At 62.2% G+C, this 14,262-nt stretch carries 5 protein-coding genes; 4 read left to right on the forward strand and 1 reads right to left on the reverse strand.

Translation table 11 applies throughout. The features are described 5' to 3' along the window. Positions 1-15: 15 nt before the first annotated feature. Positions 16-462, reverse strand: a complete 447-nt coding sequence (locus tag NBG89_RS03410; protein WP_431321726.1) for a MarR family winged helix-turn-helix transcriptional regulator — start codon at positions 460-462, stop codon at positions 16-18. An 89-nt stretch (positions 463-551) separates the two neighbouring features. On the opposite strand from NBG89_RS03410, the gene NBG89_RS03415 reads away from it, so the two are divergent. From NBG89_RS03415 to NBG89_RS03430, 4 genes are all read left to right on the forward strand, one after another. Next, the gene (locus NBG89_RS03415) at positions 552-1,280 is read left to right on the forward strand and encodes a DUF899 domain-containing protein (protein WP_431322766.1); all 729 of its coding nucleotides are present in this window, start codon (positions 552-554) and stop codon (positions 1,278-1,280) included. Positions 1,281-1,313: 33 nt separating this feature from the next. Beyond that, positions 1,314-1,781, forward strand: coding sequence for a DUF1579 domain-containing protein (locus tag NBG89_RS03420; RefSeq protein WP_431321727.1), 468 nt, complete (start codon positions 1,314-1,316; stop codon positions 1,779-1,781). A gap of 50 nt (positions 1,782-1,831) precedes the next feature. Continuing rightward, the gene (locus tag NBG89_RS03425) at positions 1,832-2,611 is read left to right on the forward strand and encodes a VOC family protein (protein WP_431321728.1); all 780 of its coding nucleotides are present in this window, start codon (positions 1,832-1,834) and stop codon (positions 2,609-2,611) included. Positions 2,612-2,953: 342 nt separating this feature from the next. Beyond that, positions 2,954-14,194, forward strand: coding sequence for an immunoglobulin-like domain-containing protein (locus tag NBG89_RS03430; RefSeq protein WP_431321729.1), 11,241 nt, complete (start codon positions 2,954-2,956; stop codon positions 14,192-14,194). The last annotated feature ends 68 nt before the right edge of the window (positions 14,195-14,262 follow it).

A 14,262-nucleotide genomic window follows, 5' to 3' on the forward strand; every position in this document is an offset into this window, starting at 1 on the left:
ACATGCGACCGGTCTTCAGGAGAGCGCCTGCAGGTCGCGTCGCAATCTTCCGATGTCGCCATCCGGCAGGGCCTGCTCGAGGCTGGCGTGGGTGCTTTCCCAGATCGGCACTGCGGCCGCGAGCACCGCCTTGCCCTCCGGCGTCAGGCTTAGCAAGCGCCGGCGCTTGTCTTTCGCATTCTGCGTTACATTTACCCAACCACGGCGCTGCAATGGCTTGAGCGCTGCCGTCAATGTCGTCTGATCCATCGCAAGCAGGGTCGCGACCGGTCCCATCGGCGGTGGCTCCGGGCGGTTCAGCGACATCATCAGCGAGAACTGGCCGTTGGTGAGCCCGACAGGGCGAAGCGCATCGTCGAAGAGCCGCGCCAGTGCGCGCGCCGCCCGCTGCACATGCAGGCAAAGGCACGTGTCGCGCACCAGAAGCGTCGTTGAAAAGGGAATCTCTACCGCGTTTGACATGTCCAATTTCTATTGATATCAATGTAATTAGTCAAGGAAAAGCAACATGGACCGCCACGTCTCGATCGCGCCGGAGGAGGGTGCTCGTGATGCATAACCAAGTCGTTTCCCGTGAAGAATGGCTGGAAGCCCGCCGCGCGCTGCTTCTCAAGGAGAAGGAAGCAACGCATCTGAGGGACAAGGTCAATGCCGAGCGCATGGCCTTGCCCTGGGTCAAGGTCGACAAAAATTACGTCTTCGATGCGCCGCAGGGAAAGAAAAGCCTTGCCGAACTCTTCGATGGCCGCAGCCAGCTCCTGATCTATCACTTCATGCTTGGCCCCGATTGGGAGGCCGGTTGCCCCGGATGCTCGTTCCTGTCGGATCATGTGGACGGAACGCTTCCGCATCTCAACAATCACGATGTCACCTGGGTCGCCGTTTCACGCGCGCCCCTGGCCAAGATCGAGGCCTACAAGAAGCGCATGGGCTGGAAATTCCCGTGGGTGTCATCCTTCGATAACAGCTTCAACTTCGACTACCACGTGTCTTTCAGCCCGGAGGATCTGGCGAAGGACAAGGTCGTCTACAATTTCGAGGCGATCGAGCCCGCCAACGCCCATGACGAGCTGCCCGGCCTCAGCGCGTTCTACAAGAATGACGACGGCGAGGTCTTCCACACTTACTCGACCTACGCACGCGGGCTTGAAGAGGCGGTTGGCACCTTGATGATCCTCGATCGCGCGCCGAAGGGCCGCAACGAAGATAGCACGATGGATTTCGTCAAGCGTCACGACGAATACGAGCCGCGCACGAGCGAGCCATCCTGCTGTCACTGAGATCTGCGACCATCATCCCACGGGAGAAGGACGATGCAGCAAGCAAAAGTTCTGAAGGAGCACGAGTTCCTGGAAGACCTTGTCGGCGTCTGGGATGTAATAGCGCCCGGGATGACCGGACAGGAGCCTTGGACGGAAATCGTGCGGTCGCTTCACGGTATTTGGTTCGTCGCCGAAGGCTCCGGCCAGATGCCGGGCGGTGGCGCGGCAACGACCGTGCTCACCCTCGGCTACAACGCCGACAAGGGCAAATATGTCGGCACCTGGATCGGCACCATGATGGACCATCTGTGGGTCTATGAGGGTGATGTGTCCGACGACGGCAAGACCTTGAGCCTCCATACGACAGGCCCCGACTTCGCTGACGCAAGGAAGCTTGCCGAGTATCGCGAGCAGCTCATTTTTCACGATCGCGACCACCGCACGTTCAATTCTGCCGCCAGGCAGCCAGACGGCTCCTGGAAGCAGTTCATGGAGGCGCATTACACCCGCAAGCAGTAGCTGCGGGCAGAGAACGGCGTGCCGTTCGTCAAACCCAAATGGAGAACACGATGTCCGAAACCCACGGCAAATTCATCTGGTGCGAACTGATGACCCCCGATCCCAAGGCCGCAGCCGAATTCTACGGCAAGGTTGTCGGGTGGACCACAAACGATATGACGATCCAGGACCTGCCGCCCTATACGATCTTCGAAGCCAATGGCGCGGGCGTCGCCGGGCTGATGGATTTTCCCGCCGAACTGGAAGGGAAGGGTATCCCGCCGAACTGGACGGGCTACGTCGCGGTGGATGATGTCGATAAGACGGCGAGGGATTTTGCCGCCAACGGCGGCTCGGTCCGCCGCGAGCCTGCGGATATTCCGACGGTTGGGCGCTTTGCCGTCGTCGCCGATCCGCACGGGGCGGTGATCTGCATCATGACGCCGCTGCCGAGGGACAATCCAGCGCCTCCCGCGCCGATGGGCACGCCGGGCCACATCGGTTGGCACGAGCTCTATGCCGGCAACGGTGCGGAAGCCCTCACATTCTATTCGAAGCTTTTTGGCTGGACGAAGGATCATGACTTCGACATGGGCGAGATGGGTGCCTATACGATCTTTGCCGAACACGGCACCCCTGTCGGCGGCATGATGACCAAGCCGCCGAATGTCCCCATGCCTGCATGGGCTTACTACTTCAATGTGCCGGCCATCGATGCGGCCATCGAGCGCGTCAAGGCCGGCGGCGGCACGGTGTTGAACGGTCCGATGGAAGTGCCCGGCGGCAGCTGGATCATCCAGGCGACCGATCCGCAGGGCGCATTCTTCTGTCTCGTGGCGCCCGCCAGATAGACGCGACTGACGATGACATCAGCGCAGCGTAAGACGGCCGGACGCCGTCCTGCGCTGCGTTCATTTGAGGGTTTCAAGCCGGCTGATGGAATGTGATCCAGTGTGGCGCGGACATCGAATCGAGCGCCGAGGGCGCGCCGCCGCTATGCTGGCACGTTTGTATTTCATTAATTTTATTAGAATTTTAGCGTTTCCGGCGATGTTCGGCCCGCCGCTGTTAACTCTTCCTAAAACATTTTTGGGTGGATGCATAACCGGCTATGTCTGAAGCGGCTGTAAGTATTGCTTTTGGCTCTTCTGCGTAATTGATTGGCCCCAGTTTCTCATTGGGGTTGTTTTGTTATGTCTATCGAAGATCCGCGCATTTCCGCTATTTCAAGCGAAAACGTCTCGCACGACTTCCGCCAGGACATTCATGAAGATGCAAGTATTGAGACTTCCGCCCGGCAGGGCGTCGAGGTCGCGCAGGCCGATAATAGCCAGCAGCCTGAGAAGACCGACCGCGTGCCGGCGGCTCCGCAGATCGTAGCTGCCAACGCCCATCCGGCCGAAATCGTCCCGGATCAGAACAACGTCGCCCATCTGCCGGCTGACGTGTCGATCGACGACATCCGTGTTGAAGGCAACAATCTCGTTCTGGTCCAGGCCGATGGCACGGAGATTGTCATCGTCAACGGCGCCCTCCACGTGCCGACCTTCCTGCTCGGCGAAGTCGAACTGCCGCAGCAGGCCGTGATCGCTGCCCTCGAGCAGAGCAACATCAACGTCGCGGCTGGTCCCGACGGTTCCTATACGGCGAGCGCTTCCGCACCAAGCTCAGGCGGCAACTTCGACACGATCCAGCAGCCTCCCCATCTGCCGCCGCTGATAGCGGACCTTCTACCGCCCACGGACCAGCCGGATGGGCAGCCCGGCCGCCTCTTCGGCGGCCGCGACAGCGGCAGCGGCAATCTTCTGGCCGCGAACTCGCCGAGCGTCGACACGCCCACGCTGCCCAACACGGGCTTCGATGTCACGTCATCGCTCGGCGGCGACGCCTACGAATCGCACCTGCCAGCGGGCGGCTCACTCGGTTCCTCGCTCGCCGGCTGGGGCACGGCCTTCTCCTATGATGGCGCCAACCATGCCGAGGCCAACGACGGCCACGGCGTCGTTGTGACCGGGGATTTGCAGGGTGCGCCCCAGTTCTCGGTTTTCAACACCAGCGACCTCGTGCGCGACGCAAACGACAACGTCGTCACTTCGATCGGCGAGGACGTGCACTTCCACTACGTCGATGCGCACACGATCGAAGGTTGGACCGACGCCAACGGCGACATGCCTGCCCGCCTGATCTTCCGCCTCGCGGTGAGCTCGGACGGCCACTACACGTTCACGCTGAACGATCAGCTTGATCACACCGCCGCCGGTGAAGGCAACGTGCTCTCGCTCAACCTGACGCAGGCGCTGCTGGCGAGCGACGGAGCTGACCACACCCAGCACCTTACCGGCGACATCCTCATCATCCCGGTGCATGACGACGCCCCACAGGCGCTGATGCCGGTCGAGCTGGAAGTCGACGAAAGCGGTTTCCCGAGCGGTAATCCGGCCTACGCACCCGGCGACAGCGCCGTCAATGACGGCAGCGGCCATGCGGACTCGTCGACCTTCCACGGCTATCTGCCGCTCGGCGCTGACGGCGCGAACCCGCACGACACGACCGCCGTCAGCGTTTCCTTCGCCCAGATGACCGGCACGGTCACGGGTGATGTCGAGGGTAGCGAGTCGCCGGTTGCGATCACCGTTGACCTCAATGGTCAGGCGACCGAACTCCACTATTACTGGGACGCGGCCCATAACGTGCTCTACGCGACCTGGGCGACGGAGGGTCAGGCAGTCAATGACAGCAACTCAGCCCTCAAGCTTTTCAATATCAACCAGACCGACGGCAGCTTCGACTTTGAATTGCTGCATGCGTTGAACCATCCGGTGACGCAGGGCAACGACCCGGCCTTCACGTTCGACCGGAGCTCGAACGACGAGTCGCACGCCTTCGAAGACAACATTACCCTGCACCTCAACTACACGCTGACCGACTATGACGGTGACACGCAGACGGGTGAAGTGAGGGTCGTCGTCAACGACGACTCGCCGCATATCGAGGTGATCGCGAACGACGATGCTGCCTCGGTGCTCGCAAGCCACGAGGTCGTCGTCGATGAGACGGGCTTCGGCCCCGACCACTACAGCTCGCAGGACCTGAACGATTCCGACCCGAACCTGCAGGAGGGCAATGTCTGGCTCGGGCGCGTGACGACCGATATCGCGCCGGGCAGCGGCGGGCTGACCTCTCTGTTCTCGATCGACGGCAGCCACAGCACCTATGGTGCCGATGGCCCGGGCACGACCGCGCATGCGCTGACCCTGATTGGCGACGGCCTCACGGTCGCGACGTTCACGGAGAGCGCCATTGCGACCAACTTATCCGGCGGCGTCGCGACTAACCTGACCGCCACCGCACATCCGGACGATGTGATCAAGTTGTTCTATGCCGACGCGAGCCACACGAGCCTAGTCGGCATCGACGCTGCGGGCCATGTCGCGTTCACCATCGCCATCGTGAACAACCAGCTCCAGACCACACTCTATGAGGCGATCGAACAGCCCGATCATTCGCGCTTCGACGAGGCGACCCAGCTCTTCCTTACGGGCGACAGCGATGCGGTCATCAAGCTGACCGATACCGTCACCCGCACCGATGCCGATGGCGACATGGTTTCGCAATCCGCCAGCATCGAGCTGATCTCGCACACGGCGGGCCAAGACAGCGGCGGCACCAGCTATTTCAGCTTCCAGGACGATGGCCCGACGATCAACCTGTCCGGGCAGAAGCCGATTACTGTCGATGAAGACGACATCGACACCTTGCTTTCGCACGGCACCAGCCCGAATGACGGCAATTTCGACGGTTCCTACACGGGCCTGCCGACCCAGAACCAGCCGGGCACCGCAGAAGTCACGGGCTCGCTGGCGAGCGTGGTAAACTTCGGCAGCGACGGCATGGACGGCTTCTCCTTTGTCGGTGAAGGCGCCATCCAGGCGGCGCTCGGCGCGCTTCACCTTTCCTCGCATGGCGACGCGCTAACCTACCAGGTCGCCGACGGCGTTCTTACCGCACATGCGGGTGGCGAAGGGGCCGACCGGGTCGTCTTCTCGCTGAACCTGACCAATGACGGTCACTATACCTTCGACCTGTTCGACCAGCTCGACCACGATACCGCCCAGGGCCAGAATACCGACCTGCAGGGCAGCAACGCCTCCTCCATCGATTTCGGCAGCCTAATCCAGGCGACCGACGGCGATGGCGACAGCATCACGCTCGACGGCGGCTTGACAATCACCATCCGGGACGACGTCCCCGAGGCCTTCCATAACGTTCAGGCCGGCGGCACGGTGGAAGAGGAGCAGATCGCCGGTGCGAGCGGCAATGAGGACACCTTCGGCAGCCTGGACCAGGACACGTCCGGCGACTCCGACATGACGACTGCCACTGCCAGCGGCGACGCCGCTTCGCTCAAGGCGCTGGTCAAGGGCGCCGACGAAGGTGGCCATTTCTCGTTCAACTCGAACCTGGTTGGCGACGATATCAAGACCGATGGCGGCGATTCCGTCACCTCGGGCGGCAGCGCCGTTTCGGTGACCTCGGTCACGGAAGGCACCGACGCCAATGGCCACTACCAGACCATTACTGCCGGCACGGGCATTGAAGGGAACGACGTATTCACGCTGGCCGTCTATGACGACGGCCACTGGAACTTCACGCTGCTCAACAATCTCGACCATAGCGATAACAATGTAGAGAGCGTGCTGGCGCTCGATCTCTCGAACCTCGTCAAATATACGGACTTCGATGGCGACAGTGTCACACTGGGCGGCAGCAGCTTCGTCATCAATGTGATCGACGACATGCCAGTCCTCTCGGCGCGCGACGCGATCGAGACGAGTCACACCGATACTGACACAGAAACGAACGACTATAGCTTGCACGCCGGCAACGTCGCGGTGCGCGGTGTGGGCCAGGGCGGGCACGATCTGCTGTTGACCACGGCGGACGGGCACTCCGTTAACACGACTAAGGGTGAAGTCGGCGTTGACAATGCTTGGATCGAAGGCGCCTCTAAGAAGACTGACGCACAATATGTGCTGGTACAGTTCGGCCACAACCTCGACCTCAACACCAATACCTTTGTCGGTGGACGCGAGACCTATTCCGAGGCTTCCTTCACGGTCGATGTGAGCGGAGCAAGCAAGTCGACGGCCTCCGTCTTCGTCAATGCGACCAATGGGGGCTCGGGCGGCAGCCTCGTTGGTCTGACTTTCGAGGTGAACGGTCACAGCGCCAACGTGACGGTGGTCACCAACGGCTATGTGATCACTGGAATTCACGACGGCGACGTCGTTACCGTCCATTCCGCAACGACCGGCACTGTGTTCGACACCATCGAGGTCGCCAACTACGCCAATGTTGACGACGGAGCGAACAGCTTCACTGGCGGCAAGTTCCGTATCTCGGGTATCGAAACCGCGGTTACCACCGTAACGGTAACGACGACGACGGAGGCCTTCACCGTCAGTCAAGACGAGAGCACCGGGACTAACACTGCGGCCGATCCCAACGTGTCGAACGATCACGCCGCGCCGGACTTCGGGACTGACGCCTACAGCGTGATCTACTCGGCCAATGCCATCGGCTATGCCGAGTCGGCCGAGAGCGTGCTCACTACCAACGGCGCGTTCACCGCCCTGTTCAACGGCACGGTCGGTGCCGACCATAACGCCTCGGGCGGCGGCGCCTGGACCTTTGCGGTCACGGATGCGAACGGCAACGGCTTCGACGGTGCCAATTCCGGCCTGACCACGACAACCGGCCTCGCGATCACTCTGGCCACCGACAGCAGCGGCGCACTGGTCGGCTATACCGGCATCGATCCTTCGGCCAACCAAGTCTTCAAGGTTTATGTCGACAATGCCGGCCATATCTGGATCGCGCAGTACCAGGCGATCCACAACGACGTGGCGGACTCCAGCAACGTTAACGGCGCCTATGACGACATCGCCACCGTGGCGGCCGACCTTCACATCAAGGGAACCCTGACCGACACCGACGGCGACACGGCCAGCGCCGTGTCCCCGGTGGCGCTCAAGGTGCAATTCCAGGACGACGCTCCGCTGGCGGTGAACGACACCCAGAGCGTCTCCGACTTGGAGGCCAGCGGCAACGTCATTACCGATGCTGCCGGCAAGGATACGGTCGGCACCGACGGCGCAACGGTCACGGGGGTCACCAGCAACAACGCGCCGAGTCATACAGCGACGAATGCCGGCGGCGTCCTAACGATCCACGGCCAGTACGGCACGCTGGAACTGCATGCGGACGGCAGCTACGCCTATCATCGCACCGACGGCTCGCCGGTCACTGACAGCGACGTTTTCCGCTACACGCTTACCGATGGCGACGGCGATAGCTCGCAGGCCACGCTGACGATCTCGATTTCGGACAAGGGCGTGACGATCGGCGATCTCCACACTGCCGCCTCGAACAGCGACGCTGTGGTTTCGGAGGCCAATCTGCCCGGGGGCTCGTCGCCGGACTCGGCGGCGCTGACCACCACCGGCAGCTTCACCATCACTGCGCCAGATGGGCTCGCCACGCTTCAGATCGGCACGAATACGATCACCCTCGCGCAACTTAATGCCTCGGCGCAGTCGCCCATCATCGTCACGGGCGGCTCGGCTCTCGGAACGCTGGTGATCACCGGCTACAACGCCGCGACCCACGAGGTCTCCTACAAATTCACGCTTGCCGACAACACCGCCCACAGCGACCATAACCACACCGGCGCGGCCGACCAGGTTCTCGCCAATTATGGCATCACCGTTACGGACACCGATGGCGACAGTGCCAACGGCACGCTGACGATTGCCATCAACGACGACGGCCCGGACGCCAGCAACGAGGCCCAGCAGAACGTTGCTGAGGGCGCGGTTACCACCGGCACCCTCGACTTCGTCAAGGGCGCGGATGGCGCGACAGTCACGCAGATCAACGGCTCCAACCTGGTCTTCGGCAATGACGGCTGGTCGCAGCAGTTCAGCGTGCAGCACGGCACGCTGCAGGTGAAGGCCGACGGCAGCTATCAGTTCACCGCCCAGTCGAACACGATCTACCAGGACGGCGGTTCGTCCAGCTTCACCTACACGGTGAAGGACGGCGACGGCGATACCTCGTCGGCGAGTATCTCGTTCAACGCCACTGACACGATCGATACCACGACCGTAAGTCTCACCGCCTCGACCCAGCAGGAAGGTGCTAGCGCCAACTTCGTCTTCACCGCGACGCTGTCGAGCGCCTCGCAGGGCATCACGACTGTCCACACCGACCAGGGCGATATCACCATCGGCAACGGCCAGACCACCGGCACGCTGACGATTGCCGCCGGCAATGGCGAGGACGTCTACAGCGACGCCTCTACGAAGACGGTGACGATCACCAGCGCCTCGGGCGGTAACTTCGAAGACCTGCAGATTGGCACCGCCTCGGCGACCGCGCAGGTCACTGACACGATCGATACCACGACCGTAAGTCTCACCGCCTCGACCCAGCAGGAAGGTGCTAGCGCCAACTTCGTCTTCACCGCGACGCTGTCGAGCGCCTCGCAGGGCATCACGACTGTCCACACCGACCAGGGCGATATCACCATCGGCAACGGCCAGACCACCGGCACGCTGACGATTGCCGCCGGCAATGGCGAGGACGTCTACAGCGACGCCTCTACGAAGACGGTGACGATCACCAGCGCCTCGGGCGGTAACTTCGAAGACCTGCAGATTGGCACCGCCTCGGCGACCGCGCAGGTCACTGACACGATCGATACCACGACCGTAAGTCTCACCGCCTCGACCCAGCAGGAAGGTGCTAGCGCCAACTTCGTCTTCACCGCGACGCTGTCGAGCGCCTCGCAGGGCATCACGACTGTCCACACCGACCAGGGCGATATCACCATCGGCAACGGCCAGACCACCGGCACGCTGACGATTGCCGCCGGCAATGGCGAGGACGTCTACAGCGACGCCTCTACGAAGACGGTGACGATCACCAGCGCCTCGGGCGGTAACTTCGAAGACCTGCAGATTGGCACCGCCTCGGCGACCGCGCAGGTCACTGACACGATCGATACCACGACCGTAAGTCTCACCGCCTCGACCCAGCAGGAAGGTGCTAGCGCCAACTTCGTCTTCACCGCGACGCTGTCGAGCGCCTCGCAGGGCATCACGACTGTCCACACCGACCAGGGCGATATCACCATCGGCAACGGCCAGACCACCGGCACGCTGACGATTGCCGCCGGCAATGGCGAGGACGTCTACAGCGACGCCTCTACGAAGACGGTGACGATCACCAGCGCCTCGGGCGGTAACTTCGAAGACCTGCAGATTGGCACCGCCTCGGCGACCGCGCAGGTCACTGACACGATCGATACCACGACCGTAAGTCTCACCGCCTCGACCCAGCAGGAAGGTGCTAGCGCCAACTTCGTCTTCACCGCGACGCTGTCGAGCGCCTCGCAGGGCATCACGACTGTCCACACCGACCAGGGCGATATCACCATCGGCAACGGCCAGACCACCGGCACGCTGACGATTGCCGCCGGCAATGGCGAGGACGTCTACAGCGACGCCTCTACGAAGACGGTGACGATCACCAGCGCCTCGGGCGGTAACTTCGAAGACCTGCAGATTGGCACCGCCTCGGCGACCGCGCAGGTCACTGACACGATCGATACCACGACCGTAAGTCTCACCGCCTCGACCCAGCAGGAAGGTGCTAGCGCCAACTTCGTCTTCACCGCGACGCTGTCGAGCGCCTCGCAGGGCATCACGACTGTCCACACCGACCAGGGCGATATCACCATCGGCAACGGCCAGACCACCGGCACGCTGACGATTGCCGCCGGCAATGGCGAGGACGTCTACAGCGACGCCTCTACGAAGACGGTGACGATCACCAGCGCCTCGGGCGGTAACTTCGAAGACCTGCAGATTGGCACCGCCTCGGCGACCGCGCAGGTCACCGACACGATCGATACCACGACCGTAAGTCTCACCGCCTCGACCCAGCAGGAAGGTGCTAGCGCCAACTTCGTCTTCACCGCGACGCTGTCGAGCGCCTCGCAGGGCATCACGACTGTCCACACCGACCAGGGCGATATCACCATCGGCAACGGCCAGACCACCGGCACGCTGACGATTGCCGCCGGCAATGGCGAGGACGTCTACAGCGACGCCTCTACGAAGACGGTAACGATCACCAGCGCCTCGGGCGGTAACTTCGAAGACCTGCAGATTGGCACCGCCTCGGCGACCGCGCAGGTCACTGACACGATCGATACCACGACCGTAAGTCTCACCGCCTCGACCCAGCAGGAAGGTGCTAGCGCCAACTTCGTCTTCACCGCGACGCTGTCGAGCGCCTCGCAGGGCATCACGACTGTCCACACCGACCAGGGCGATATCACCATCGGCAACGGCCAGACCACCGGCACGCTGACGATTGCCGCCGGCAATGGCGAGGACGTCTACACGGACCCGTCGAGCCTGACGGCGAAGATTATTAGCGCAACCGGCGGCTTCGAAAACCTCGTTCCCGACACGACGCCGGCGACCGCGACGGTCACCGACACGATCGACGCCGTCACAGCGACGCTCACCGCAGGGAACGCTACCTACAGCGACGGTGTTTTCACGATATCGTATACGATCACGCTGTCCGGCCCCACGGGCCCCATCGCGCCGCTGGATGCCGAGGGCCTCGTGTTCACACTTGCCCACGGCGGCACGATCACACTGCCGCAAGGCCAGACCTCGGTAACGGTCGACCTGCATTTCGGTGCGGACAGCTATTCCGGCTCGATCAGCAACTCGATCACCTCGGTCACCGGGCAGAACGAGTATGAGAGCCTGCTCACGACCGGTTCGACCAATACCACGGTCAATAGCCCGCCAACCGTCGTCGACTCCGAAAACTGGCTGTCGAGCGATCCGGCTCAGTACACGTCAGGTGCACCGAGCTATCCCAACGGGTATCCGCTGCACATCGAAGCGCCGACCGATGCCGACCACAACAACCTGGTCGTGAAGGTGTCCGGCACAGTTCCCACGGGCGTGTTCTATAACGCCGGCAGCGGCTATGTCGCCCTCACGGCGGGGGTAACGCTCTATGATCTCGCCCACGGCATCAACCTGCTTGACAGTGTGGTCTATCGGCCGACATCGAGCCAGACCGACGCGCAGAACCTGACGCTGAAGCTCGACGTCTATGACGGCACCGTGCATATCACTCAGAGCGTCGGGATTCACGAAGTCCCGCCGACGAGCCTGCCTTCGGATGTCCAGCAGATCGGCAGTGGCGGCAGCCCGCTGAACTCGGGCAACGATCAGACCCAGACGCTGACGCTGTCGCAGGGAACGGTCAACGGCATCCTCGCGGATCCGCATGGTTCGACGGTCGTGGTCTATACGGATTTTCAGAAGTCCCCGTTCGACACGCCCATCCCCGCTGGCGAACAAAACCCCGGGGCTTTTGGTGACGGCTCGGCCGGGTCGGCGCGCGAACAAGAAGTCCAGGTGGAGATCCGCATCGGCGCGAACCATTTCGCCGTCGTCGAGGACGACCGGTCGGCAGGGACGTTTGAGCAGAGCTGGTTCTACGACTCGGCAACCGGACTGATGAAGGCGACGGTCGACTACGACCACATCTATCTGCTGGACGCTGCCGGCAACGCCACCTCCACGACCCTGGCGAGCTACCTGATTGACAACCCCCCGGCAGCCGGGAACACTTGGACGCTGGTCTACACCGACAATAACGGCGGCAACTTCCAGGCCCGCACGGTAACGTTCGACTTCTTCACTCATAACCCCGGCGACCCGGGCATCCCGGTCACCGGCAACACGACTCTGGCCGATACCATCTACGGGACGTCCGGCGAGGACGTGCTCACCGGCAGCGGCGGCAACGATATGCTGTACGGCCGGCAGGACCATGACATCCTCAACGGTGGTATCGGTAACGACATCCTGACCGGCGGAGCTGACGCTGACACCCTGACCGGCGGCAGTGGCGCGGATACGTTCGTCATCGGCAGTGGCGAGTCGCTCGGCACCACCGGCGGCAACGGAGACAACGGGACTATATCTGGCTACGACATCGTCACCGACTTCGATACGACGGCTGATATCCTCAACCTCGCTGGTACACCATTTGCCGCCGGAAATACTAGCGGTTGGGTCGACGGTACGAACTCGTCGCTGACAATAAGTAGCTCTCAGATCAGCAAGCACAGCATCACGAACGGCATCATCACTTTCGAAAACGCCTCCAACAATGTGGTGACGTTGTCGTCGGCGAGCCAGGTCGCGGCGGTGGTGCAGTATCTGCACAACAACGATATGGGCAACGCGGGAGCGACAGTCGCCTTCACGGCGACGATCGGCGGTACTGCCCATACCTTTATCTATGAACAGGTTGGGGACACCCCCGATGCGAGCAAGGACATCCTGGTCGATCTGCAGAACGTCAACCTGACCAGCGGCGGGACCAGCCTTGCGACGTTGATCGGCAACAGCCACATCGACCCCATCGTCCTCGACCTCGACCACAATGGCGTCGCGCTCACCTCGCTCGATCAGGGCGTCCAGTTCGATATCAATGCCGACGGTCACAAGGACCAGATCGCCTGGACGACAGGCACCGACGGCATCCTGGCGCTCGATGTCGATGGCAACGGCAAGATCGACAATGGCAGCGAGATCTTCTCACCGCACTTTGCCGGCGGGACCTATGTCGACGGCCTGGCGGCGCTGGCGGCGCTTGACAGCAACAATGACGGCAAGATCGATGCGACCGACGAGGTCTTCTCGAAGCTCACTGTCTGGCAGGACCTGAACCATAACGGCATCACCGATAGCGGCGAGCTTTCGAGCCTGGCGGATCATTCGATCAGCAGCATCTCGCTCGACGCTAGCGCCTCCAACGCGGAGATCAACGGCCAGTCGATCCTCGCCGAAGGCGATTACACCCTGACAGACGGCGCGACCGACCACTTCGTCGAGGTTGCCTTCGATACGTCGCTCGGTGGCAATAGCAGCAATGCCTATTCGCTGATCGGTAGCGACGGCGACGACGTCCTGTCGGGCAGCGGCGGCATGTTCACGATATCGGGCGGGGCAGGGGCTGACACCTTCGTCCTAGACGCGGATGCCCTGAACGACGTCAAGCTCGCCGATGTCATCACCGATTTCAAGGCAAGCGAAGGCGACACCCTCGATGTGTCGAAGCTCCTCGACAGCCTGCTCGGCCACCAGGCGAGTGAGGCAGAGGCACTCGCCAGCGTCAAGACGACGGTCAGCGGTGCGGATACCGTGGTCAGCGTCAACGCCAATGGCGGCTGGCACGATGTGGCGGTTCTCCAGAACACCACGGAAGCGGTCAAGATCCTCTTCGACGACAAGCACGACACCACGACGGCACCGCACGTCGGCTGAGTTCGCGCAAATCAGCAAAGGAAAGGCCCTTCTTCGGGGCCTTTTCTGCGTTCTGGTACCGTCTTTTG

The organism is Rhizobium sp. YTU87027, from assembly GCF_050644135.1.
Lineage (GTDB): Bacteria > Pseudomonadota > Alphaproteobacteria > Rhizobiales > Rhizobiaceae > Rhizobium.

What these genes read in the sequence shown, in the direction of transcription:
- NBG89_RS03410 (WP_431321726.1), bottom strand. Translation starts at nt 462, where the DNA reads ATGTCAAACGCGGTAGAGATTCCCTTTTCAACGACGCTTCTGGTGCGC.
- NBG89_RS03420 (WP_431321727.1), top strand. Translation starts at nt 1,314, where the DNA reads ATGCAGCAAGCAAAAGTTCTGAAGGAGCACGAGTTCCTGGAAGACCTT.
- NBG89_RS03415 (WP_431322766.1), top strand. Translation starts at nt 552, where the DNA reads ATGCATAACCAAGTCGTTTCCCGTGAAGAATGGCTGGAAGCCCGCCGC.
- NBG89_RS03425 (WP_431321728.1), top strand. Translation starts at nt 1,832, where the DNA reads ATGTCCGAAACCCACGGCAAATTCATCTGGTGCGAACTGATGACCCCC.
- NBG89_RS03430 (WP_431321729.1), top strand. Translation starts at nt 2,954, where the DNA reads ATGTCTATCGAAGATCCGCGCATTTCCGCTATTTCAAGCGAAAACGTC.